This is a genomic window from Actinokineospora terrae, from assembly GCF_900111175.1.
In the GTDB taxonomy this organism is placed as follows: Bacteria; Actinomycetota; Actinomycetes; order Mycobacteriales; family Pseudonocardiaceae; genus Actinokineospora; species Actinokineospora terrae.
Genome location: NZ_FOGI01000006.1, coordinates 1 through 22,384, shown reverse-complemented (window position 1 = coordinate 22,384; position 22,384 = coordinate 1). Strand labels below are relative to the sequence as shown.

Genomic DNA, 22,384 nt, shown 5'->3' with positions numbered 1-22,384 from the left:
GTTGTCGTGGTGTGAGACGGCGTGGTGGGGGTGGTCATCGGCTCAGCCCCCGACGATGCCCTTGAGCACCGTCACGACCAGCGGGGCCAGAGCGGCCAACGCGTAGCCGATCCCGGCGGCCTTGAACGCCTCTTTGGACTTCTCCTGCTCGCCCGGGTCGCCCCCGCCGAACACGCGGCGGACGCCGCCGATGGTGAGGAACACCGTCGCCAGTAACGCGAGGATGCCCATCAACCAGTTGCGGATGTTGGTCAGGACCTCGTCGACACTGCCCGCGATCGCCAACACCACGGTGTCCGCGTGCGCGGGTGTGACGGTCGCGAGCACGGCTGACGCGACCAGCCCGAGGACCACGAGGCCCCGACGGCACGGGCGCCGACGGCCGGTGGGCACGGTGTCGCTCGGGCACCGCCAAGGAACCGTCGGCGTGGTGGTGGGTGTCGTGTCGGGACGGTCGACTGCGGTCTCGTGGTCGAGGGCTCGGCCGTGCGACAGGGAAGGGTGAGTGGGGTTCAGGCGCATCGCGACGCTCCCGGAGTCGTGCCCGACAGCGGCTGAGGCTGGGGCGGGGGATCCGCGGGGGTGTGTCTTCTCCCGCGCCTCTCAACTCCGGAGAAAGTGCCTTTCGGGGACACGCGATCTTGAACTTTCTTCGCCCGTTTTCCCCGGCCCGTGGTGGCTGTGCGTGACGGTGCGCCGGTTGCCCTCGGGCGGTCGGTCGCGTCGGAGGGGCTGGTGCCTTCGGCGGTCCGGGGCGCCGAGGTGGGGGTGGTGTCCTGTGTGGTCTGGGAGTCGTGGGTGTCGGCGAGCAGGTAGTCGACGAGACGGAACTCGGCCCTCCTGCGTGCCTTCTTCACCGCTTGGCGGGACAGGTCGCGCAGCGCCGCGGCGTCGGCGAGGGACACTTCCTCGAAGCGGGTCGAGCCGATGAGCTCGGCCTCGGCGGCGGTGATGACGCCCGCGGCGACCGCGTCGGCGAGGACGAAGTCCGGGTGCCCGGACGGCGGCGATGGCGCCATGGACCGGTACCCGTTGCCTGCGGGCAGCGGCGCGTCCAACGCCTCCCGGACGCACGCGTGGCCGGCGCGGTAGGCGGCCCACCGCAGCCGGTTCATGATGCGCGGACGACGCAGGTCGACAGTGGCGAGTTCGGCGACGAACCCGGCCAGCACGGCGGCGTGGATGTCGCTCGGGTCACCGGCGAACCGCGCCGCCAACCTCGCGCAGATGGAGGTCAGGGCGGGTAGCGCGACACCGACCGCGCCGACGGTCCAGGTGCCGCCCTCGGTGCGCGAGAGCAGCACCAGGTGCGCCCACACCGCGTCCCGCAGCGTCTGCGGGCACCGGCGCCGCAACAGCCAGTCGCACACCTCGTCCAGCGGCACCCGCCGCGCCGGGAACCCCGGGAACAGACGGCCATCGATGGAGACCGGGTGGGGCCCGGTGACCAACCACTCGAACGCCGCACGCGCCGCGTCCACAGCGTTCTGATCGCGCTCGAAACCCGAGCGCGGAAGGGAATGAGGAGAAGCCATGGGAACCGCTCCTGAAGCGAGTCGGAACAACGACCCGCCCAGGACGCCACCCCAGGTGGTACGAACCTCTTACCGAACTGGTACGAAACCCATACCGCTCTAGTACCAAGGTATTACCAAGATCGTCCACACGCGACACAAGATCGCCCACGCGGGCGCGTGTGGATCACGCGATCCCAACGGCAAGATCGACGACGGCGGCCATTCGTGTCGGTCTAGCTGGGCATCCGCGCGGCGGTACCAGTTTCGTACCACTCCGGCAATAGCTGTGACAACACGACCACTCTCGGCAACAGACGTGGACGATCACCCGGAGCAAGATCTTCCGCGCGCTGAAAGCGCACGTTTATCGGCGCGGGATACCTGTTCTCGCGTACGCGTGGGCGCGAGCCTTGTTCACCGGAAGTCGAGGTCGAAAAGTCGGAGAAAAAGTTCGCGGATCGATGTCCCCGCAGGTGCTGTTTTCCGGAGTTAAGGGGTGTCCTCAAGCGCCACGCCTCGGCGGGCGCACCCCACCCTCCCGAAGGGAGACCCGTGACCTCATCCGAGCACCCCGACCGCCGCGCCCCGCGCCGTCGCGCGGACGCCGCCCGCCCCGCCGACAACCGGCCCGGCGGGCGCCGGGGCGGGGACCGCCGCCCGTGGCCCACCGCTCCCGGCACCACCCGGGTCAGCCCCGCCAAGCCCGCCTCGGCCACCGCCCGTACGCGCTCGGACGCCGCGCCCTCGGCGCCGACTCCGGCGACCGTGTGGTCCGCCGGGGCCGCGCCGATCCCGCTCGACACCGGGTGGCCGGTCGCGCTTGTGGAGCGGATCGTGACCTCGTTCAGCGACCCCGGCGCGCGCGTCGTGCTCCTGGCCGAACCCGTCCAAGCCCGGCACCCGCGGCCCGCGTGGATCGGGCCCGGCGGGGTCGTCGACCACGCCCCCGACACCGCCCCGGAGCCCGGGCTGGCCGAGGCTCGCGCCGCAGTCGAACGCCTCGAACGCGCTCCCTGGATCGAGCGGCTACCGCTCGCCAGCTCGTTGTCCGGCGGCGCGTCGCGCCCGTTCTGGGCCGACCTCGTCACCGACTCCGACACCACCTCCGCGACCGTCCCACCGCCGCCCGAGGTGGTCTCACCGGACGGTCCCGACACGGCCCTCGCCACCGCGGACCTCGTCGTCGCCCACCTCACGCCGGGGCGTCTGGGCGTTCCGCTCGCCGACGTCGCCGCACTGGTCGCGGCACGCCTGCTGCGCGTCGGCGGCGTCTTCGTCGTGCTCACCCACTGCGACTGGAGCAGCGGACGGCTGACCGACCCGACCGGCGAGGTTGTGGCCGCCGGGCAGACCGCCGACCTGCTCTACCTGCAGCACATCGTCGCCCTGCACGCCCCCATCCGCGACGGCCACTTCCTCCATCCCGACCCCACCCACGACGGACGACAGGACGCCGGTGGCGGGGCGGACGAGGGGCACCGCGCTCGAGTCCGCGGCCTGCCGTCGCCGCACGCGCGCGTTCACTCCGACCTGTTGGTCTTCGCCCAGCCACACGAGCACCGAACCCCGACACCACTCCCGACGAGCACCACGTCGAGGGACCGGAGTGCCGCCTGATGACCACGTCCGACGCCGACCCCACTCGCCCAGGACCGCGCCATCAGGAGACCCCGCCCATGACCCACAACCCTGCCGACCCACCGTTCCAGGGCATCCTCACCGGCTCCGATGACGAACCGACTCAACCGATCTCGCGTGCCCTCATCGCCGCCCTCGACACCTCCGCCGCGGGCACCGACGACTCTCCGCGAGCCGGAGGGGCAACGGAGAGGGCGGTGTCGGTGTGGACCACCGCGCAGGCGTCCCCGCTCACGCAACGCAAGAACAAGTACGTGCCCGCCTCGACCGCGCACCCGGCCAAGATGCTGCCCTCGGTCGCCGCCCACGCCATCGCCCACTACACCCAGCCCGGCGACCTGGTCCTCGACCCGATGTGCGGCATCGGCACCACGTTGGTCGAAGCCGTCCGCCTCGGCCGCCGCGCTGTCGGTGTGGAGTACGAGCCCCACTGGGTGGAGGTTGCGAAAGCGAATCTCGAAGTCGCGCGGAACGACGGCCACGCCCACGACGCGCGGGTCTTCCAGGGCGACGCCCGCCAACTGGTCACGCTGCTGCCGCCCGAGTACGTCGGACAAGCGGCGCTGGTGGTGACCTCCCCGCCTTACGGGCCCTCGACCCACGGGCAGGTCTCGGTCGCCCCTGGCGAGGGGGTGCAGAAGTATCACCACCTCTACGGCAACACCCTCGACCGCGGCAACCTCGCCAACGTCGGTCACCACCGCCTGCTGGCCGGGTTCACCCGCGTCCTGTTCGGACTGCGCACGTTCCTTAAGCCCGGCGGGCACATCGCCATCACCATCCGGCCGTGGCGCGAGCACTCCGAACTCATCGACCTGCCCACCCAGATCCTCGCCTGCGGCTTGGCCGCCGGACTCATCCCGGTCGAGCGCAACGTGGCGTTGCTGGCCCGCGCCGCCGAGACCGACTTCGTCGCGCGCGGTTCGTTCTTCCAACGGGACTTCATCCGCAAGCAGCGCGAGGCGGGACTGCCGCTGCACCTGATCGCCCACGAGGATGTGCTCGTTTTCCGCACCGCCCTCACCACGACCACCGACGCCCCCGAGACGGAGGTGACCGACAGCGCTCCGACACGGCCGGGATCGGCCATCGAGGCGTCGACCGGCACCGAGTCGGAGCGGGCGTGACGACCGGCCTGAACCACCCCCGCGAACCCCGGACGATCCCGGCCTGCGCACTGGCGCCCCCACCCGCCGTGCCCCGGCCGAGTACCCGGGTGGGTGGTGAGTCGGGTCCCGTTCTCGGGTCGTTGTGCACCGGCGCTGGTGGCCTGGATCTGGGTGTGCTGGCCATGTTCGGCGGCAGGGTCGCCTGGGTCACCGATCCCGACCCGCACGTCGCCCGGATCCTCGCCGCGCGGATGCCGGGAGTGCCCAATCTTGGTGATCTGCGGTCGGTCGACTGGTCTGTCGTGGAGCCGGTGGACATGCTCGCGGTCGGGTTCCCGTGTCAGGACATCTCCGCCGCCGGGAAACGCGCGGGCATCGAGAACGGAGTACGCAGTGGTCTCTGGTTCCACATCATGGCGGGTATTCGCGTACTACGACCCCCGCTCGTCGTCGTGGAGAACGTCGCCGCGCTTCGCTGGCGCGGCGGAGGTCTCCACCGTGTACTCGGCGACCTGGCCGAAGCGGGGTATGACGCGTTCTGGCGTAGCGTCCGCGCCTCCGACATCGGCGCCAGCCACCGTCGGGAGCGGGTGTTCGTGCTCGCCTGGCGCCGCGACCACAGAGACGGCGCTGCCGACTCCGGCGGCGGTCACTCCCCAGGGCGGCGGGGACTCCTCGACCTGGTCGCGGCGGGGCGAGCATCAACGTGCGCGGGAGAGCAACGAGATGGGGAGCCCGTGTGCGATGGCGGTGCGGCTGCTGCCGACCCCGACCGCCTCGGACGCGAAGAGTTGCACCCACCGCACCCAGACCGGCGGCCCCACGCTGTCCGACCAGGCGCGGCTGCTGCCGACACCTCGAGCCACGGACGGGACCAAGGGCTGCCCGGCCCAACGCGGCTCCAAGGGCGACCTGATGCTGCCCTCGGCGATCATCCACCTCACCACCCCAACCGACCCGGCCACCTGAACCCACCATCCGGTTCGACCGCCGGGACGCGGGGTTCGGTGGACTGGGGCGTCTACGGCCCGGCGATCCGGCGATGGGAACGGATACTCGGCCGCCCCACACCGCACCCCACCCAACCCGGCAACCACGGCAGGCCGGTCCTCGCACCCAGGTTCGTCGAGCACCTCATGGGCCTGCCCGAGGGCTGGGTCACCGACCTCCCGCTGCCCCGCACCGCGCAGCTACGCGCGCTGGGCAACGGCGTCGTTCCCCACCAAGCCGCCCACGCGGTCAGTCTGCTACTTAACGACCTCGCCCCGTTGCTGCACGCAGATCCCGAACGCGGCACGCCTCCACACCGCGCGACTACGTCCACCGGCCGACGCCGGACCGGCCCGGGTGTCCGTGCGCATACCCAGCTCTCGCGGGCCACCGGACCCCCGCGACAACGACCCGCCACGCGGCCCGCTTCAGGCGGCCCCACGCGCGACACAACGGCCTGAACTACGGGACCAGGCGGGAACACCCACGGGACCGCCGCGGCGCGGTGGCGGCGCGACACGAGTCCCCGCCACCGTGCACCAGTCGGGCGCCGCGACTTCGCCCACACACCACTCGAACAAACCAGTTCCGCGCATATGCCGCCTCGCGCTGTGCGTGAAGGAGAACCGCCATGTCTGAACACGAACCACCCAACCGTCCGTACCCCGACACGACTCGGCGATCCGAGACGGGTTCACCGCCCCTGTACTCGGATGTCGCGATGGAGTCGTCATTGGATACCCGGGTCGAGGAAGCCGGGCCGCTGCTGTTCACCCCGGCACAGGCCGCCGACCTGTTGCAGGTGAAGGAGTCCTGGCTCCGCCGCCGCGCCGGGCAGCGTCGGGTGCCCTCCACCGCCCTGGGCAAACACCTGCGGTTCTCCCGCGCGGACCTGGAGCGGATCGCCGCCGACGCCGCCCGACCGGCCACCGGGCCCGGAACACCGACTCGTCCGACCCGATCACGACCGGGCGGCCGTCGAGGCACTCGAACCCAGGGTGAACACATTTAGATTGCTCTTTTCCGCCCATGGAGCGTGGATGTGGCCGTGCCCAATTCCGGGCACGGCCACATCCACCTCTCTCTTTGTTGAAGGCGGCCAATTCATGGCATGGGTAGAAGAACGCAAAGACGGTTTCCGGGTTCGGTACAGACTCGACGACGGAACCGTCTACTCCGAGAACGGATTCGCATCCCTCGACGCGGCCGAGGACCGCGCCGCGGACGTGGAGTCCGACCAACGCCGCCGGAAGTTCACCGATCCCAGGTTGGCGGAGACGGTGCTCGATGAGTGGATCCGGCAGTGGTCGGCCGCGCACGATGTCTCGCCAGTGACGTGGTCCACCTATGACTCGCACATCCGCAACCACATCCTGCCCCGCTGGTCCGGCACCGCGCTCGGCGCCATCGCGCGGATCGAGGCCAAGGGATGGGTGAACAAGCGGCTCAAGCCGAACATGGCGCACAAGTCCGCCAAAGACATCCTCGTCCTGTTCTCCATGATCCTCGGCGAAGCCGTCGACGAGGGGCTGATCGCCGCAAACCCGTGCCGGAAACTGAAGATCACCTTCAACGACCGGCCCGAACGCGGCACCGCGACCACCGACGAGGTCGACGCCCTGGCCTGCCGGATGCGACCGGACGCCGGACTGATGACCATCACCGCCGCCTACACCGGGATGCGCTGGGGCGAGCTGGTCGGGCTCCAGTGGATCCGGGTCTACCTCGACGACAACCCCCGCATCGAGATCGACCCCGACTTCGGCGCCCTGCACGAAATCAACGGCCGCCTCGAACTCGGACCACCCAAAACCCCGGCCAGCGTCCGGGTCGTGCACCTGCCACCGTTCCTGGTCCGGCTGCTCCGCGACCACCGCGAACGCAACCCCGACGCGCGGTTCGTGTTCACCGGCACCCACGACGGACTCTGGCGCCGGTCCAACTTCCGGCGCCGCTTCTGGCTACCCGCACTGGCCGGAGACGCCGAGCTGGGGTGGGCGCCACTGCTGGAAGGGATGCACTTTCATGACCTGCGCCACACCCACCAGACCTGGCTCATCGAGGACGACGTCCCCCGCGTCCTACGACTGGCCCGGCTCGGCCACCGCCGCCGCGACACCGACGACGGCTACAGCCACGTCACAGAACGCATGGTCGAACGCATGTTGATCACTTTGGATCACCGCTGGGAGCAGGATGCGACCTGGGAGCGGCCCGAAAACCACGCCGCACCAACGCAAGCAGCCTGACCTCTTAGGTATGGGGTATTGGGGTCAGATCACGCTGCTCCCCACGTGCTCCCCGAAACGATCAACGCCCCACCAACGTGATCCGTTGGCAGGGCGCTGACCTGCAAATATAACCAGTGGGCGATACTGGGATCGAACCAGTGACCCCTTCGGTGTGAACGAAGTGCTCTCCCGCTGAGCTAATCGCCCGGTGCGGCTGGGCCGCATCGACTGGGGAAAGAGTACAGGATGGTCTTGGTCAGGCGAACAGGGGGGACCCCAGCCAGGGCCAGTGGATGCCGAACCAGCCGCCGACCAGGGCGAATCCGTTGAGGAGCCAGATGGTGGTGACCACGATGAGGGCGGTGAGGGCCAGGACGAGCAGGCGGACGGCCAGGTGCTGGCGCTTGAGCCAGTCGGTCCAGGCGTCGTATTTGCCTCGGGCGTAGGTGAGGGCTCGGTGGGCCCAGGTGAACTCGACGGCGAGGATGGCCAGGCCTGCGAAGACGACGAGCCAGCCGGGGCCGGGGTAGGGGATCATCACGATCCCGGCGACCAGGACCAGTCCACCGACCAGTCCAACCCCCACCCGCCACACCGTCCTGGTCGTGGCGTTGCGGTCTGCCCAATCGGGGCGGAACCGACCCTGCTCGTGCGCCTCGTCCGTCACGTCCGCACCATCCCCCTCGCCGTTGCCACCATTGTGCCGTTGGGCCGTTCGAGCGGCACGATCAAGCGTCTTGACCCACCTGTGACCTGCGTGAAGGGGTGGCTCACACCACAGCGGCGGGGAGTGTCGCAGGTCAGCGCGGCATTGCCGCGGGTGAGGAAAACAGGGAAGGAACATTCGTGCTCAGGGCGCTACCGGCGCGGCCGAAAACCAGCCAGTATGGAGAAGCCACTGGCAGATTCGTCACGCTGAGCAGTGGTACGACGGCCCTACGCACAGGTTGGTGGACCGGACGGGTGATGCTCAGGCGATCCACGTCCCGGCTCCGGCGTGGTGCCGTCACATGGAAGGGACTCAGTCGTTTGGCTGGGAGGGGAGCAGAAGGGTAGCGACGATGCGAAACGATCACGTCACGCTGCGGTCAACCGCGGTGTTCGACCTCCTCGCGCCGAGGACCCCCGCGGTCCCGGTGAAGGTCGAACTGCGCTACGACACGCGTGATCCGTACGCCGTGGTCGCGGCCTTCCGCACCGGCCGCGCGGGCTGGGTCGAGTGGGTCTTCGCCCGCGACCTGCTCGCCGACGGCCTCATCGCCGAGGCAGGCGACGGTGACGTGCGCATCCGCCCCGCCGTCGACGACCCCGAGGTCGTGGTGATCGAGCTCAGCTCCCCGTCCGGCCACGCCGTGTTCGAGGCCTCCGCCCAGGAGCTCGCCGACTTCCTCGACCGCACCTACGACGTCGTCGTCCCCGGCAACGAACACCTCTGGGTCGACGTCGACGAGGCCCTCACGCACTTGATCTCCACCGACCTGACCTGAGCGAACACCGGGAACGGACCCCCGATTTGGAGCCGGGATCAGCCGTCCTATAGAGTTCTCCTCGCACCACGGAGAACCGGCCGGGGCGAGAATCCCAGCTGGACAACCGGTGGCGCGCGGACGTAGCGCAGCTGGTAGCGCATCACCTTGCCAAGGTGAGGGTCGCGGGTTCGAATCCCGTCGTCCGCTCGGAAAGCGGTTCGGCCTCTGCGCCGGCCCCCCGGGGGCCAACACCCTTCGGGATCCGGCGGAGTGGCCGAGTGGCTTAGGCAAGGGCCTGCAAAGCCCTGTACGCGGGTTCGATTCCCGCCTCCGCCTCGGGCGATTAGCTCAGTGGGAGAGCACTACCTTGACACGGTAGGGGTCACTGGTTCAATCCCAGTATCGCCCACCAGTATTCACACTGGTGACAAGTCCCGTCCCCCTTCATGGGGGGCGGGGCTTCAGTGTTGAATGGGTCGGCTGGATTCTCACTCCGCCTCTTCGACCCGTGAATCACACCGATCGGTAGCGGCGGAACGCAGCATTTCCACCAGTTCGCCGTGGTCGGAGTTCCGTCGGATGGCGGCCGCGATCTGGCGCTTCGGTGTGTGAGACGCGATCGCCTGGATCCGAACGCTCTCCGGCAGGATGGGCGGAAGACCGAGTTCCGGCACCACGGTGACGCCGAGCCCCGCTGCCACGATTCCCACCGCGGCTGCGAAATCGGTTGCGTGGTGTTTGACGCGCGGTTGGAACCCGGCCATCGCGCAGGCACTGGCCACGACCTCGCGGCACGACGTGGTGTGCCGCGAGAGGACCCAGTTCTCAGCGGCCAGGTCCGCGAGTCGGATAGGAGCGGATCCGGCAAGCGGGTGGCCGGTAGGCAGAACCGCGCAGTAGTTCTCGACGGCCAGTGGCAGCAGTTCGATCCTGTGGTCGGCGAGCCCGGGCTGGTTGGGCGTGATCATGACGACCGCCAGGTCCACGTCGTGGTCGAGCAGCAAGGTCAGCGACTCGTCCGTCTCGGCTTCCTCGATCTCGACGTGCCAGCCCGGTAGTCGCACGCCGAGTCGGGCCACGGCCTCGGCGACGAAGCCCGCGATCGCGGTCGGGAACGCGGAGATCCTCAGGTGGGAAACCTGTCGCTGCTGGAAGTGCCGCAGGTCGGTGTGCGCTCGCTCGATCTGTTCCAGGATCGTTTCCGCGTGGTTGAGCAGGACCTTTCCCGCTTCGGTCAGCACCACCCGTCTGCCGTGCCGTTCGAGGATGGCGCAACCGGCGCTCCTGGCGAGCGAGGCCAACTGCTGGGACACCGCGGAGGGGGTGAGGTGCAGCGCGGCCGCCGTGTCGATCACGGTTCCGTGATCACCGAGCGCGCGGACGGTCCGGAGATGCCGGGGGTCGATCATGCAGCACTCCTGAATGGATTCGCGTAGAAGATCTCGCTGGACTGCATGGTAGTCGGCGAGCTTTCCTGGACGCGTGACCCGAGCCAGCGCACTTCCCTTGCGCCACCTTGTTTTCGCTGCCTTCGTCGTGGAGTCTGGGGCGTCAACTTCACCGTCATCGAGATCGCGCTGAAGGGCTTTCCGCCGGTCCTCCTCGCAGCACTGCGGTTCGCGCTGGTCGCGGTCTGCTGCCTGGTGGTGCCCCGGCCGAAGGTCGCCTGGCGGTACCTCGTGCTGGTGGGACTGTTCACGGGCACCGGCCAGTACGCCCTGCCCTTCCTCGGTATGGCCGCTGGGATGCCCCCGGGGACCTCGTCGCTGGTGCTTCAAGCCCAAGTACTGCTCACGCTGCTCGTCGCCGCCACCGTGCTGCGGGAACGGCCGACGAGGCGACAGGTTCTCGGTCTGTCGATCGCGGTTATCGGGCTCGTCATCGTCGGGTTCAACCGTGGTGGCACCGTGCCGCTGGTCGCTCCTGCTGGTGCTCGCCGCGGCCGGAAGCTGGGCGGTCGGCAACGTCTGCACCCGGATGGCCCAACCCGATGACGGATTCCGCGTCACCATCTGGTCGTGCCTCATCCCGCCTGTCCCGCTGTTCCTGCTGTCGATCGCGACCGAGGGCGCCGACCGCGGCATCACGGCGATCGCCGACGCGGACATCACCACCTGGCTGGCCCTGGGGTACGTCGTCGTGTTCGCCACCATCCTGGCGCTCGGCGTCTGGTCGATGCTGCTCGGTCGCTACCCGGCGCACAAGGTTGTGCCGTTCGCCCTGCTGATCCCGGTCGTCGGCATCCCCACCGGCTGGCTGGTCGAGGGCGACGTGGTCACCCTGCCCATGTTGGCAGGCGCGCTGGTCCTGCTCGCGGGTCTGTACTTCGTGACCATCCGCGCTCGGGTCGACCGGGATACCGTTGCCAGCAAAGGGATGTCGGTAGTACTGCGGAGATCCAGCACCCCACGCGCTGTCGATCATCGAGCGGGGACTACCTGAACGGCGAGGGGATCCGCCTCGATGGCGCGCCGCGCAGGGAGTCGAGGTATGCCAGCACCTCGTCCAGCAGGGTTCGCACGCCCTGGACGAAGCTGCCCGCGCTGTGCAGGGCGCGGTTGAACTGCTCGACCTCGTCGGCCGAGGCGCTGGTGAACATCAGCGTCTCGGTCAGCTCCAGCCGCCGGTTCACCGAGCCGACCGAGCTGCGCCAGCGGTGCAGCAGGTCGATCAGCTCGGCGTCGCGGCGCGGGCTCAGCGCGCCGGAGGCGAACGCGGAGTCCACAGCGGACTGGATCAGCCGGGGGTACAGCCGCCTGCCGACCGGGCCGTCGGCGCTGAACGCCTCGCCCGCCAGCGTCTCCAGGTTCCGGTTCAGCTCGACCTCGATGGACTCCAGCGCCTGGTTGCGGCGTTCGCGCTGGGCCGCCCACCGCTCGGCGAAGATGCCGGTCATGCCCGCGAGCAGGGCGAGGGTGTTGACCGCGGGCTCCCAGCGCTGCCCGTCCGGGGACACCGCGAACCAGACCACGCCGAGGCCCAGCGCGATCACCAGCGCGCCGAAGGTGACGACCGTGATGACGATCCGGGTCATGCCGGGTCAGTTCTCCCAGATCTCGTCGGCCCTGGTCCGCTTCCCCGGTTCGGCGGGCGGCGCGGGCGCCTCCCCCGGCGCGAGCAGGAGCAGGTCCATGCCGAACCCCTGCGCGCTGCGCGCCGCGGGGAAGTCCGAGTGCGTGGCGGTCACCTTGCGCATCCCCGCCGCGCTGACCATCTCCTCCTGCGCCTTGCGCAGGTACTTGCGGGTCAGGTAGAGCCGGATGGTGTCGCCTTCGGGGAACGGCACGCGGGTGCGGTCGGGCAGCATCATCTGGATGTCGCCGCCGGTCTGGTTCTGGTAGATCACCTTGACCCGCAGCGCGCGATCGCCCTCGACCGCGCCGCGGAAGCGCACGGCGTCGGTGTTGATGGTCAGGTCGGTGTTGTGCAGCAGCGCGCTGGTGACGAACTCGCGGTAGGCGCGGCTGCGCGAGTACTCCTCGACCGCGTCCTGGGCGAGTTCGTCGGACACCGCGTCGGTGCTGGCGACCTCCAGCAGGAACCGGTCCTGCGGTCGGGCCAGCGCGGCGAGGTTGGTGAGCAGTCCGGTGTCGTCGTCGAAGTTGGCCAGCGTGTTGCCCAGCAGGGAGTACAGCACCGGCTCGTCGCCGACGAGCCGGTGGACCAGGCCACGCAGCTCGGTCAGGTTCTGCGGGATGGCGAAGTCCACCTGCACCGGCACGACCCGGTGACCCGGCAGCCGCACCCGGTGGGTGGACTCCTGGGTGCCCAGGCGCAGCATCTCGGAGCTCATGTCGACCGGCAGGTAGACCATGTCCGGGTTGCGGCCGAGCAGGTGCTCGACGATCAGCCCGTCCTTGTGGCCGGTGCCGACACCGAAGCTGACGTAGTGGAAGCCGTCGCCGAGCTTGCCGCGCACCCGACCCCAGCGGCGGGTGAACGAATCCAGGCTCTGCTTCATGACCAGGTAGAACGGGTCGGTGCAGGCGTGCGCCCACGCGATCGTCGGACCGATGCCCCAGTAGGCGTACCCGGAGGTGATCTGCTTGCCGTCGCCGGTGGTCGACAGCTTCCCGCGCAGGTCGCTGGTCAGCGCGGCGAGCTTGTCGCGCTGGTCCTCACCGACCAGCACCAGCGACCAGGCGAAGTCGGACTCGTCGATGGCCCTCGCGAGATCGCCGACCATCCGCTCATCGCTCGCCGTCACCGGTCGGCCTCCTCTGCTGGCTGGCTGTGCGTAGCTTACCGACCACGGGTCGCCAGATCCGGTGGTTCAGCGGCCCGGTCGACCCGCGCCTGCCTGTACGGGGCCTCGGCGCCGATCGAGGTCGAGCAGGCTTCTCCCTTAGCGGCACGCAGGAGTCGAACTCACACGGCGACCCGAAGTCGGTGATCGTTCTACCGCCATCAGCGCGCTCCGAATCGGCGGTTCAACGCGGACCTCGGATGGCGCTCGTCGGCGATCAGCGGCCTGCCGGTGAGTTTCCGTCGGACGGTACCGAGATTCGGGGAATGCTGTAGTCGCGGATCTCGGACAGAGTGGACACGAGAGTCTTGGCCGCTGCCGGGTACAGCGTGATGATCAGGTCCACCGGCACCGTCTCGGCGTCATCACGGAAAGCGCGGAGAAGGGACTGTTCGGCGCGCGGGCGGTCAGCCGCGGCCGCTGCTGCTCGGGCGATATCGGACAGGACGACGGCGCGGTGTCGGGCGTTGGGGATTGTCTCGAGCACGCGTTCGGCCTCGTCGAAGCGCTTGTCCCGGGCGAGTGCGCACGCCACCGTGGTGAGCGCCCGGGAAGGGGCGCTGCAGACTCGTGCCGCGGCTTCGGCAGTCTGGTAGTGGCCCATCCGGGCGATGCTGCCGATAACCTGGCAGACGGCGCCGTTGCGGGCTTTGCGGTTGGCGATGGCCTCGGCCGCTTTCACCGCCTCGGCGCACAGGAGCTCGACCCGGTCCCGGTCGCCGTCGTCGGCGACCATGGTCGCGACGCCGGTCAGCAAGGCGTACTTCGGGTACGGCTTCGCCATCGCCAGGGCGATCCGCTCGGCGTCGTCGATCCGGCCCGCGAGGGCGGCGGCCTTGACGAGCTCGCCCGCGAGCCGGTTGGCCACCAGCCGGTCGGGCATCGCGTCCACCGCGACCACCGCCGCCTCGGTGAGCCGACCGGCGCTCGCGGTGTCGCCCAGTGCGGCGTAGGCCTGGATTCCGCCGAGCAGGCTGTCGAACCGGGACTCGACGGTGGGCAGACCATCCGTCAACTGCTCCGCTTCCCGCAGCATCCGCTTGGCGGATCTGCGGTCGTGGGCAAGCGCAGCGGCCCGCGCCACCCGGGCGAGCTCGACGGCCCGACCGGTTCGACTGGCGATCTTGGTGCTCGCCTGCTCGGCATCCTTGATCAGCGCCTTGGCCCGCCGGTGGTCCTTCGCCCACCAAGAGGCGATCGCGATGGTCGTCAGCATCGCGGTCGACCACGTCGCCCGCGGGATCGCCCTGGCCAGGCGTTCGGCTTCGTCGAACTGTCCGTTGCCGACGGCTTGCCTGCACGCGTAGGCGAGCGCCCGGGACTGGTCGGAGCTGGGCGCGGACAGAGCCGCTTGGCGCGCGGTGTTCACCAGTCGGGACGCCTTGGCCTGGTCACCCGCCCGGATGGCCAGCCGGGCGGCGGTGAGATACATCCGGACCTGCTGCCGGAACTCGGTCACCTCGTCGCGGGCAACCTGAACGATCTTGTCCGTCAAGGATCCGACCCGGTCGTCGTCGGCGATCCGGAGTGCGGCGTCGGCGAGATGGGTGAGCAGGGCGGCCTTCGACGCCGGGTCGGTGACTTCCGGGACAGCGCGTTCGGCGGCCTCCATCAACCGCCGGTTGCGCACGTGGTCGCTGACGTGGGTCGTCTGGTCGACCAGTTGCGCGATGGACCGGCCCCGGGCGGCGGGATCGGTCATCAGCGCGGCGACGGCTTCGGAGTCGGCGTGCAAGCCCGCCGACTCGGCGGCCGCGACGACGCGGGCCAGCGGCGTGGCGAGCGGTTCTGCGCGTTGCGTGTCCCCGATGAGCTGCTCTGCGCGGGCCAGCAGCCGTTCGGCGCGGGTCATGTCCTCGGCGGCGTGTGCGGCTCTCGCGATCTGCGCGAGCCCGGTCGCCTGTCGATACGGGCGCACGACATTCCCCGAGGTGACCAGCCGTTCTGCCGCGTCGAGGGCGTTGGCGGCGATAGCGTGGTCCGCCGCCGCCATCAGCGTGACTTGCCGCAGTGGTCCGAACAGGATCCGCTGAGCGATCTCCTCGGCCTTGGCGAACGCCCCAGCCGCGGCCGCCGCCAGCGCAAGGTCGTGCAGGGCCGCGGTACGCGCGTGCGGATTGGGGATGGCCAGCGTGAGCCGCTCGGCGACGGCCAGGTCCGAGACGGCCGCGACCCGGGCGCGGGCGGCGCTCTCGGCCTCTGGTCCGGTGATCGAGGTCGCGATCTCCTCGGCCTCGCTGAGCAGCCCGATGGTCGCGGCCATGACGGCGATCTTCACGAGGGTGGTGTCCCGCACGTGGCCGACGCTGCGCCGCGCCGCGGACACGGCGGCAGCCAGGATCGACGACACGCGGTCGTCGTCGCCGTCGTCGTTGGCGACAAGCAGGTTTCCCGCCAGTGTCGCCATCTGTTCGCCGAGGCTGTCGGTCATCGCGACCAGGCTGGTCGCCTTGCCGAGCAGATCGGCGCCGCGCGTGTCGTCACCAGTGTCGAAGGCAGCCAGCGCCCTTCCCGCGAGGATCGCCCACGCGGGGAGCTTGCCCGGCACGGAGCTCGCGATCCGCAGGGCACGCACGGCGTACTCGCGCTCGGCCGCGGCAAAGGCGGCGTCAGCGATGCGGAGGTGGACAGCACCTTCCGCTACGGCCTTCACGACGCTGGCCCGGCGAGTGTTGAGGCTGGTCCTGTTGGTGTTGCCGGGACGCGCCAGCTGTTCGGCCCGGTCGAGCACTCCGGCTCGCGCCGCGAGGACGGCAACCTCGCGCGAGACCGACTGGCCCACACCTGCCCGGTCGACGATTCCGGCGGCGGCGTCCCGGTTGCCTGTCGCCACCGCGATCCGCAGCAATGAGATCAGCCGCTTCGCCGAGCTCTTCGTCCGAGATGCCGCGATGTGTTCGGCCGCGTCCAGGTCGCCCCTCGCGAGGGCCGCGCCCGCGGCCTTCTTCCACGCGTCGCCGTGCCGTGTGCCCCGCATGTCCGCCAAGGCCTGGACGGCGAGGTCGGCGTATCCGATGGTCGCGGCGGCCACGGCCACCGCCACCAGACCCTCGTCACGCAGGTCGGTCCTCGGCAGGAGCTCGTCGCGCGCCATCGCCTGGTCAAGGACCAACCGCGCGCGGGTGGTGTCCCGGGTGGCACCAAGGGCCTGGGCGACGACGACGAACGCCGCCATGCGCTGATCGGGTTCCACCATGCCTGCCGCGGCGAGCTCCGCGTCCTCCAGCAGCGACTGCGCGTAGTGCGCCTGGCCTGCGTCGGCGGCCGCCGTCGCGATGGCGGCGAAGGCGCGGACGCGGTCCGACTCGGTGCCGAGCCTGCGCGCCAGGTGTTCGGCCTTGTCGAAGCGGCCGAGCAGTGCCCAGACGCCGGGGACTTCCGGCGGCAGGTTGGCTGTGACATGACGGATGTGGTCGGCCCACAGGGCCAAGCGCAGGAGCGTGGTGAAGTCCGCTCCTCTCGCCGCCACCAGATCGACGGTCTCTCCGAGGTCGCGCAGGGTGAGCTGGTTGCCACCGGAGCGGACGTACTGCAACCGGTGTCGCACAGGGTTCTGCAGTGCCAGCAGCGTGTCGACGTCGCCCTCGTCGGCGAGGAGCCGGGAGTAGTGGTTGAGCAGGTACATCGGTGTCGAGTCCGGCCAGCCCTTGTCTGCGAACCCCGCCGCCCATTCGCCAACGCGTTCGCGGTGTGCGGACTGAACTGTGTCGCCGAGGGTGGCGACCGTCTGGTCTCGAATGATGTCGTGCGCCAGTACATAGCGCCGCTCGCCGAACTCGTCGCGAGGTTCCACCAATCGACCGAACGTCTGCTCCAGCGTCTGGGTCGCCTCGAACCGGTCCGTCTCGACTGGGCTGAGTCCGACCAGGTCGTCGGCGGTGAGGTGCCCGTCCGCCGCGACCAGGAGCCCCAGCAGGGATCGGTTGAGCCGGGCGGTATCACGGTCGGAGTCATCCAGCGACCGGCGCAACTCCTGCAGCATGGCGTCCCGGGACTCGATCGAGCCCTCGGTCGCCCGCAATCGCATCGACACGCACGAGGTGCGCAACGGGTGGCGCTCGCCCACCGAGGCGAGCACGTCCGGCGAGTTCCGACTGGTGACCAGCACCCGACTGCCGTCCGGGAACGACTCGGGCAACTGGGAGGCGATACTGACCCCACGCTCGTTCCTGTCCTCGTCAAGACCGTCGACGACCAGCAGCAGCGTGTGCCCAGCGGCCCGGACGCGCGCCGCTGCCAGCCGCCAGAGGTCGTCCACCTCGAACCCGTGTGGCGTTGTCTGCCACGAGCGCGGCTTGCCCGCGAGCACGGCCAACTGGTCGGCCAGTGCGGCCCGGAACTCGGGCAGCCGGGAGCCGTCGGCCCGGGAGATGAAGAAGGCCGCGACCAACACATTTGCAGGCGGGTCAGTCGCCAGCGCGGCCGCGAGCGTGGTCTTGCCGGAGAACGGCTCACCGATCCACCACATGTACGGCTGCTCGCCGATGAGAAAGTCCGCGATCTGGGCGAACTCGACCTCCCGCCCCACCGGGCTCGGACACCGACTGGCGACCTTCTGCACCGTCGCCCAATACCGCGAGCGCCCGACCAGCGACAACGGCGTGGCAAGCGGGTCGCGCGCGGGCAGCTCGGGCAGGTTGGCGATGAAGTTGGCCCCCACGATGATGGGCGCGTTCACCGGCCCGTGAACCTGCACGTTGTGTCCGCCGACGAACCCGGCAACCGACTGCCCCGGCTCGGGGTCGAGCGAGTCGAGCTCATCCGGGACGTGGTCGTCCGGCCGCCACTGTTGGTCGTCGAGCAGGTCAGCCACCGCGCGGACACTCCCCTCGCCACTACCGATCGTGACCATCTTGCCACGCGTACGGCTATGGTTGAGGCAGGTCGCGCGCGAAAGGGGACGCTGGATGGGTCTCGAAGTAGTGGTCGGATTCCTGGTCGCCTGGGCCATCGCCAAGGGAAGGCGTGTCGCCGAACGCGCGGACGGCATCATCGACGAGACCCTCGACGCAGGCGTCGACCGAGTTCGTGCCCTCGTCAGCAGCAAACTCGACGGCGACCCCTCCTTGGAACGCCTGGCAACCGAGGCCACCACCGGAACGGTGACCGACCGCACCACCACGCGCGTGCGGCTCGCGTTGGAGGAAGCCGTGGAACAAGACCCGGAGTTCGCCACCCGACTACTGGAGGCGGTACGCGCGGCGTCCCCGCAAGTCCAGTCCGGCGCGGGCCAGTCCGTGTCCGGCACCGTCGAGGGCTCCAACGTCCAGGTCGGTGGCAATGTGGGCGGCGCGATCTGGATCCACAACCCCGAACGCTGACACATGCGACATCGCGTCGACCGTCCACTGTGGCTGGTGAACGGAGCGGAGCAGCGGTGATCGGGCGGCCGCCGCTCGTGCGGTGGACCTGTTGTCCCAAGGTCCCGCACGATGGCCGCTGGTTGAGATCCACTTGGACGACCTGGCCCACCTGCGCGCCTATCTCGCAGAACTACTTGCTGGATCTGTTGCCGAACTGTCGTGACTACGGGACTCCACTGGGGTGCTCGTTGCCGTGGTTGGTGTGTCCACGTCCACGGTTGGGGTTTCGGGGCGGGCTCGGTGGGGGAAGAGGGGGGAGATCAGGAGGAATAGGGCGATGATGACTGCTTGGACTATGAGGGCGTTGCGGAAGCTGGGGGTTGCTTCGCCGGTGAAGAAGACTGTGGTGAAGATGGCTACGCCTACTGAGCCGCCGATGGACTGGACCGCGGTGAGGACTCCGGAGGCGGAGCCGACCTCGTTGTCGGCGACGGCGCCGAGGACGGTGTTGAAGACGGCGGCGATGACTATTCCAGCGCCAATGCCGGTGACGACGCTGGCGGGGACGATTCGCCAGATGGTGAAGTCGGTTGCGTCGGCGAGGGCGAGCCACAGCCAGGCGATGCCTGCGAACTGGACCACGGCACCGGCCTGCAGCACCGCGCGCCCGAGTCTCGCGGCGAGTAGGCCGCCGCTGATGCCGCCGCCAACGGCCGTGCCGAGGGCGACGGGGAGGTTGCCCAGGCCGGCTTGTCCCGCGGTGAAGCCCTGGCCGATCTGGAGGAAGAACGTCAGCACCAGCTGGGTGCCGATCAGGCCCCCGAAGAACAGCGCGACCGCGACCAGTCCGACCGTGAACGCGGACTTGCCGAACAGGCTCGGCGTGACCAGCGGGGTGCGGTCGAGGCGAACCACACGACGCTGCCAGAGTGCGAACGCCACGTAGCCTAGTGCCGCCGCGGTGAGGGACAGCCATGTCCACAGTGGCCACCCCGCGGATTGCCCTTCGTTGAGCGGGAAGACAAGCAGCGCGGACGCGGCGGCGACGAGGACGGCGCCCACGATGTCCACTCGCAACGTCCTGGTCTGCTCGTCGCGGGGCACCAGTCGCCAGGACAGTGCGAGCGCGGCGATGCCGACCGGGACGTTGACCAGGAACACCAGCCGCCAGCCGAGGCCGAACAGGTCCCAGTCCACGAGCGCGCCACCCAGCACCGGGCCCAGGACGCCACCGAGCCCGAGGACGGGGCCGAACACGGCGAGTGCCTTGGTCAGCTCGCGCGGGGTGAGGTTGTCGCGCAGGATGCCCAGCCCCTGGGGCAGCATCATCGCTCCGGCGACGCCCTGCACCAGTCGGAAGGTGATCAGCAGACCGGTGTTCGGCGCGATCGCGCACAGCAGTGACGCGGCGACGAAGCCGATCAGTCCACTGAGGAACACCGGGCGGCGGCCGTAGCGGTCACCCAGGCGTCCGCCCAGGACCAGGCCCGCGCCGAGCGTCAGCGCGTAACCGCCGATCACCCATTGCAGCCCGACCGGGCTCGCCCCCAGGGACCGTTCCAGCGCCGGACCGGCCACGTTGACGATCGTGGAGTCCAGCAGGTCCATCAGCTCGACGACCAGCACGGTGGCCAGCAGCCACCACATCGATCGGGTCGTCTTCTTCTCTTGCACAGCCATGTCTTCGTCTCCGACCTGGGATGATCAGCGCCCGCCCGGGGCGGGGTCGTCGAGCCGGGATCAGTCCCGGGGCAGGGAGTCGGCGGTGTCGGTGTAGATCCGCACGACCTCGTTCAGGAAGTTCGCCACCACGTCACGGTCGCCGGCGCTCAGCGCCTCGACCAGGCCCTCCACACCGCGCAGCAGCGGGTTGAGGTGGTCGAAGAGCCGGGTCACCGACTCCTGGACCGGCTCGACCAGCACCTTGCGGCGGTCGGTGGCGTGCGGTCGGCGGACGACGTGCCCGGCCTTCTCCAACCGGTCCACGATGTGCGTGCTCGCCGCCGTGGACACCCGCAGCCGGTCGGCGATGTCCTTCGCGGTCAGCGGACCATCACTGGCGAGGTGCTCCATCGCCGACAGCCCGGTGGCGTTGACCCCCAGGGCCCCGCCCAGCCCCTTCTCGATCACCCGCGTCAGCGCCCCCACCTCTTGCAGCCGCTCCATGACCGGGTTGCCCACGCCGGGCGCGGTGCTTGCTGGGGGTGTCATGCCATCAGCTTACTAGCTAAGTCACTAACTAGGTTAGTTATCTTGTGTGAGAGACGCCACCTCCCCGCCGTGCAGGCGGACTGCGAAGTAGCTGACGCGGTGTCACCCGCGCCCGCCTGCCGACGAGGACAACGAGGACACTGGTCGCCGGGATGACTGCTGAATGGAGATGACCGTGGGCGACACCTCTGGGCGTGATGGGATTCGGCGGATGGACAACATCGCCATCGTTGTCGACGATCTGGCCGCCGCGAAGGCGTTCTTCGTCGAGTTGGGGTTGGAACTCGAAGGCGAGGCAACCGTCGAGGGCGCCGCGGTGGATCGGTTGGTCGGGTTGGCGGGGGTTCGGTCGGACATCGCGATGATGCGGATGCCGGACGGGCACGGGCGGATCGAGTTGACCAAGTACCACTCGCCGCCGGTTCTGATCGGGGACTCGCGGGCCCCGGCGAACGTGTTGGGCGCGCACCGCGTCATGTTCGCCGTCGAGGACATCGTGGACGTCGTCGAGCGGTTGCGGCCGCACGGGGCCGAGTTGCTCGGTGAGCTGGTGGAGTACGAGAACAGCTACCGCCTCTGCTACCTGCGCGGTCCCGCGGGCATCCTCGTCGCGCTGGCCGAGGCGACCGGGTGAGCGGCCCGCGCCGGGAAAAGGGTCCGGCAGATTGGGGTTGACCAATTGGTCGGGGAATCGACTTCTGCTAAGGCAATGGCCGAGAAACGCAGGTCAGCGCCGCCGACTAAAGGAATGCGCAAGGACGCCCGGCGATCGCTTTACAGGTGTGCGGGACGGTGTTGTGATGGCTGTGTTCGCACGAACAGTGACGCTGACTGAGGGGAGGGTCACCAATGTACGACATCGAGATCGTCGAGGACGCGGCCACGCTGCTCCACCACCCCGGCACCTGAGTCGGGTAGTCGAGGGCCGGTCGCGGGGCGTATGTGGCGCCCCGCGGCCGGATCTCCATTTTACGATCCGTGCGGCGCGATCGCCGAAGACCCGAGGAGTTCGCGGTGAAGGTTCGGCGCCTGGAGGGGTTGGTGTGCCGGTGGCAGCCGGAGGGGTTGCAGGTCGGGCTGGCCGACCGGCACCACTGGGTGCGGGTGCCGCCCGCGCTGTTCGGGCTGCTCGACCGGGCGGGCGAGTGGACCGACCTCGACGCGCTCACCGACGGCCTCGGGCCCGACACCGCCGCGCAGGCCGGCGCCGCGCTGCGCAAGATGGTCGACCTCGGGATCCTGGTCACCGAGGAGACCGAGACCCCGGCGTTGTGGCGGTACTGGGGCGCGGTGGCGCACCGGTTCCACACCGACGCGCGGGACGCGAACTACCTGGTCGATTCGCCTGAGCGCGATGCCGAGGCCAGTGCGATCGCGGCTGATGGTGCGCCGCCGCCGGTGTTCAAGGACTACCCCGGCGCGAGGGTGGTGATGCTGCCTCGGGCGCCGTTGCCGTTGCGCATGCCGGTCGAGACTGTTTTCACCTCCCGGCGTACGCATCGCCGTTTCAGCGCGGAGCCGGTGAGCCTCGACCAGCTCGGGACCCTGCTGTTCTACGCGTTCGGTCCCCAGCGGTTCCTCGACGGCGGTGTGTTCGGTCCGCAGCAGGCCAGGGTCAGTGCCTCGGCGGGCGGCAGGCACGAGGTCGAGGCGTACCTGGCGGTCTACAA

At 69.7% G+C, this 22,384-nt stretch carries 19 protein-coding genes, 4 tRNA genes and 2 pseudogenes; 15 read left to right on the top strand and 10 right to left on the bottom strand.

Annotation, left to right across the window (positions count from 1 at the left end):
* Positions 1-42 precede the first annotated feature (42 nt).
* Positions 43-522 (bottom strand): pilin, encoded by a 480-nt coding sequence (locus BMY07_RS14115; RefSeq protein ID WP_342741541.1) that lies wholly within the window; start codon positions 520-522, stop codon positions 43-45.
* Positions 513-1,535, bottom strand: a complete 1,023-nt coding sequence (locus BMY07_RS14110; protein ID WP_092778438.1) for a PqqD family protein — start codon at positions 1,533-1,535, stop codon at positions 513-515. Before BMY07_RS14110 ends, BMY07_RS14115 begins: the two co-directional genes overlap by 10 nt.
* 534 nt (positions 1,536-2,069) lie before the next feature.
* Here BMY07_RS14110 and BMY07_RS14105 point away from each other — a divergent pair.
* From BMY07_RS14105 to BMY07_RS14085, 6 genes and pseudogenes are all read left to right on the top strand, one after another.
* The gene (locus BMY07_RS14105; protein WP_092778436.1) at positions 2,070-3,134 is read left to right on the top strand and encodes a hypothetical protein; all 1,065 of its coding nucleotides are present in this window, start codon (positions 2,070-2,072) and stop codon (positions 3,132-3,134) included.
* Positions 3,135-3,193: 59 nt separating this feature from the next.
* Positions 3,194-4,282 carry a TRM11 family SAM-dependent methyltransferase gene (locus tag BMY07_RS14100; RefSeq protein WP_245782381.1) on the top strand — a complete coding sequence of 363 codons (1,089 nt, stop codon included), beginning with the start codon at positions 3,194-3,196 and terminating at the stop codon, positions 4,280-4,282.
* A gap of 164 nt (positions 4,283-4,446) precedes the next feature.
* Positions 4,447-4,824 (top strand): annotated as a pseudogene (locus BMY07_RS35375) (DNA cytosine methyltransferase); the annotation flags it as partial.
* Between the two features lie 184 nt (positions 4,825-5,008).
* Complete coding sequence (locus tag BMY07_RS35370) at positions 5,009-5,233, top strand: hypothetical protein (protein ID WP_245782437.1); 225 nt, start codon at positions 5,009-5,011, stop codon at positions 5,231-5,233.
* Positions 5,234-5,975: 742 nt separating this feature from the next.
* Positions 5,976-6,266, top strand: coding sequence for a helix-turn-helix domain-containing protein (locus BMY07_RS14090; RefSeq protein WP_092778432.1), 291 nt, complete (start codon positions 5,976-5,978; stop codon positions 6,264-6,266).
* A 94-nt stretch (positions 6,267-6,360) separates the two neighbouring features.
* Positions 6,361-7,503 (top strand): tyrosine-type recombinase/integrase, encoded by a 1,143-nt coding sequence (locus BMY07_RS14085; protein ID WP_177215579.1) that lies wholly within the window; start codon positions 6,361-6,363, stop codon positions 7,501-7,503.
* A 117-nt stretch (positions 7,504-7,620) separates the two neighbouring features.
* Here BMY07_RS14085 and BMY07_RS14080 read toward each other — a convergent pair.
* Positions 7,621-7,692: transfer RNA gene (locus BMY07_RS14080), tRNA-Val, on the bottom strand.
* A 49-nt stretch (positions 7,693-7,741) separates the two neighbouring features.
* Complete coding sequence (locus BMY07_RS14075) at positions 7,742-8,152, bottom strand: TIGR02611 family protein (RefSeq protein WP_092778428.1); 411 nt, start codon at positions 8,150-8,152, stop codon at positions 7,742-7,744.
* Positions 8,153-8,546: 394 nt separating this feature from the next.
* On the opposite strand from BMY07_RS14075, the gene BMY07_RS14070 reads away from it, so the two are divergent.
* The 4 genes from BMY07_RS14070 (at position 8,547) to BMY07_RS14055 (ending at position 9,366) form a co-directional block, all read left to right on the top strand.
* On the top strand, positions 8,547-8,972 hold the full coding sequence (locus BMY07_RS14070) for an SsgA family sporulation/cell division regulator (RefSeq protein ID WP_018687187.1): 426 nt from the start codon (positions 8,547-8,549) through the stop codon (positions 8,970-8,972).
* 116 nt (positions 8,973-9,088) lie between these two features.
* A tRNA-Gly gene (locus BMY07_RS14065) sits at positions 9,089-9,161 on the top strand.
* Between the two features lie 57 nt (positions 9,162-9,218).
* Positions 9,219-9,290: transfer RNA gene (locus tag BMY07_RS14060), tRNA-Cys, on the top strand.
* A 1-nt stretch (position 9,291) separates the two neighbouring features.
* Positions 9,292-9,366: transfer RNA gene (locus BMY07_RS14055), tRNA-Val, on the top strand.
* A gap of 76 nt (positions 9,367-9,442) precedes the next feature.
* On the opposite strand, the gene BMY07_RS36185 is transcribed toward BMY07_RS14055, so the two are convergent.
* Positions 9,443-10,363 (bottom strand): LysR family transcriptional regulator, encoded by a 921-nt coding sequence (locus BMY07_RS36185; RefSeq protein ID WP_092778426.1) that lies wholly within the window; start codon positions 10,361-10,363, stop codon positions 9,443-9,445.
* A gap of 45 nt (positions 10,364-10,408) precedes the next feature.
* On the opposite strand from BMY07_RS36185, the gene BMY07_RS36180 reads away from it, so the two are divergent.
* Positions 10,409-10,948 carry an EamA family transporter gene (locus BMY07_RS36180; protein WP_092778424.1) on the top strand — a complete coding sequence of 180 codons (540 nt, stop codon included), beginning with the start codon at positions 10,409-10,411 and terminating at the stop codon, positions 10,946-10,948.
* Positions 10,851-11,396 (top strand): EamA family transporter, encoded by a 546-nt coding sequence (locus BMY07_RS14040; RefSeq protein ID WP_092778422.1) that lies wholly within the window; start codon positions 10,851-10,853, stop codon positions 11,394-11,396. The genes BMY07_RS36180 and BMY07_RS14040 overlap by 98 nt, the downstream gene beginning before the upstream one ends.
* On the opposite strand, the gene BMY07_RS14035 is transcribed toward BMY07_RS14040, so the two are convergent.
* The 3 genes from BMY07_RS14035 to BMY07_RS14025 form a co-directional block, all read right to left on the bottom strand.
* Positions 11,389-11,988 (bottom strand): hypothetical protein, encoded by a 600-nt coding sequence (locus BMY07_RS14035; protein ID WP_092778420.1) that lies wholly within the window; start codon positions 11,986-11,988, stop codon positions 11,389-11,391. The two genes, BMY07_RS14040 and BMY07_RS14035, sit on opposite strands and share 8 nt — an antisense overlap.
* Before the next feature lie 6 nt (positions 11,989-11,994).
* Positions 11,995-13,161 (bottom strand): L-histidine N(alpha)-methyltransferase, encoded by a 1,167-nt coding sequence (locus BMY07_RS14030; protein WP_143073474.1) that lies wholly within the window; start codon positions 13,159-13,161, stop codon positions 11,995-11,997.
* Between the two features lie 256 nt (positions 13,162-13,417).
* On the bottom strand, positions 13,418-18,013 hold the full coding sequence (locus BMY07_RS14025; RefSeq protein ID WP_092778416.1) for a P-loop domain-containing protein: 4,596 nt from the start codon (positions 18,011-18,013) through the stop codon (positions 13,418-13,420).
* Positions 18,014-18,107: 94 nt separating this feature from the next.
* Between BMY07_RS14025 and BMY07_RS14020 the strand changes: the two genes are divergently transcribed.
* Complete coding sequence (locus BMY07_RS14020) at positions 18,108-18,521, top strand: chromosome partitioning protein (protein WP_143073473.1); 414 nt, start codon at positions 18,108-18,110, stop codon at positions 18,519-18,521.
* A 159-nt stretch (positions 18,522-18,680) separates the two neighbouring features.
* Here the strand turns inward: BMY07_RS14020 and BMY07_RS14015 are convergent, their stop codons facing one another.
* Both BMY07_RS14015 and BMY07_RS14010 read right to left on the bottom strand, forming a co-directional pair.
* Complete coding sequence (locus tag BMY07_RS14015) at positions 18,681-20,183, bottom strand: MFS transporter (protein WP_092778412.1); 1,503 nt, start codon at positions 20,181-20,183, stop codon at positions 18,681-18,683.
* A gap of 60 nt (positions 20,184-20,243) precedes the next feature.
* Positions 20,244-20,714 (bottom strand): MarR family winged helix-turn-helix transcriptional regulator, encoded by a 471-nt coding sequence (locus BMY07_RS14010; RefSeq protein WP_177215577.1) that lies wholly within the window; start codon positions 20,712-20,714, stop codon positions 20,244-20,246.
* A gap of 211 nt (positions 20,715-20,925) precedes the next feature.
* On the opposite strand from BMY07_RS14010, the gene BMY07_RS14005 reads away from it, so the two are divergent.
* Both BMY07_RS14005 and BMY07_RS14000 read left to right on the top strand, forming a co-directional pair.
* Positions 20,926-21,348, top strand: a complete 423-nt coding sequence (locus tag BMY07_RS14005) for a VOC family protein (RefSeq protein ID WP_177215576.1) — start codon at positions 20,926-20,928, stop codon at positions 21,346-21,348.
* A gap of 380 nt (positions 21,349-21,728) precedes the next feature.
* Positions 21,729-22,384 (top strand): annotated as a pseudogene (locus BMY07_RS14000) (hypothetical protein); the annotation flags it as partial.

Coding starts and splice junctions, on each gene's coding strand:
- BMY07_RS14115 (WP_342741541.1), bottom strand. CDS start 522: ATGCGCCTGAACCCCACTCACCCTTCCCTGTCGCACGGCCGAGCCCTC.
- BMY07_RS14110 (WP_092778438.1), bottom strand. CDS start 1,535: ATGGCTTCTCCTCATTCCCTTCCGCGCTCGGGTTTCGAGCGCGATCAG.
- BMY07_RS14100 (WP_245782381.1), top strand. CDS start 3,194: ATGACCCACAACCCTGCCGACCCACCGTTCCAGGGCATCCTCACCGGC.
- BMY07_RS35370 (WP_245782437.1), top strand. CDS start 5,009: ATGGCGGTGCGGCTGCTGCCGACCCCGACCGCCTCGGACGCGAAGAGT.
- BMY07_RS14090 (WP_092778432.1), top strand. CDS start 5,976: ATGGAGTCGTCATTGGATACCCGGGTCGAGGAAGCCGGGCCGCTGCTG.
- BMY07_RS14085 (WP_177215579.1), top strand. CDS start 6,361: ATGGCATGGGTAGAAGAACGCAAAGACGGTTTCCGGGTTCGGTACAGA.
- BMY07_RS14070 (WP_018687187.1), top strand. CDS start 8,547: ATGCGAAACGATCACGTCACGCTGCGGTCAACCGCGGTGTTCGACCTC.
- BMY07_RS36185 (WP_092778426.1), bottom strand. CDS start 10,363: ATGATCGACCCCCGGCATCTCCGGACCGTCCGCGCGCTCGGTGATCAC.
- BMY07_RS36180 (WP_092778424.1), top strand. CDS start 10,409: ATGGTAGTCGGCGAGCTTTCCTGGACGCGTGACCCGAGCCAGCGCACT.
- BMY07_RS14035 (WP_092778420.1), bottom strand. CDS start 11,988: ATGACCCGGATCGTCATCACGGTCGTCACCTTCGGCGCGCTGGTGATC.
- BMY07_RS14020 (WP_143073473.1), top strand. CDS start 18,108: ATGGGTCTCGAAGTAGTGGTCGGATTCCTGGTCGCCTGGGCCATCGCC.
- BMY07_RS14015 (WP_092778412.1), bottom strand. CDS start 20,183: ATGGCTGTGCAAGAGAAGAAGACGACCCGATCGATGTGGTGGCTGCTG.
- BMY07_RS14010 (WP_177215577.1), bottom strand. CDS start 20,714: ATGACACCCCCAGCAAGCACCGCGCCCGGCGTGGGCAACCCGGTCATG.
- BMY07_RS14005 (WP_177215576.1), top strand. CDS start 20,926: ATGGACAACATCGCCATCGTTGTCGACGATCTGGCCGCCGCGAAGGCG.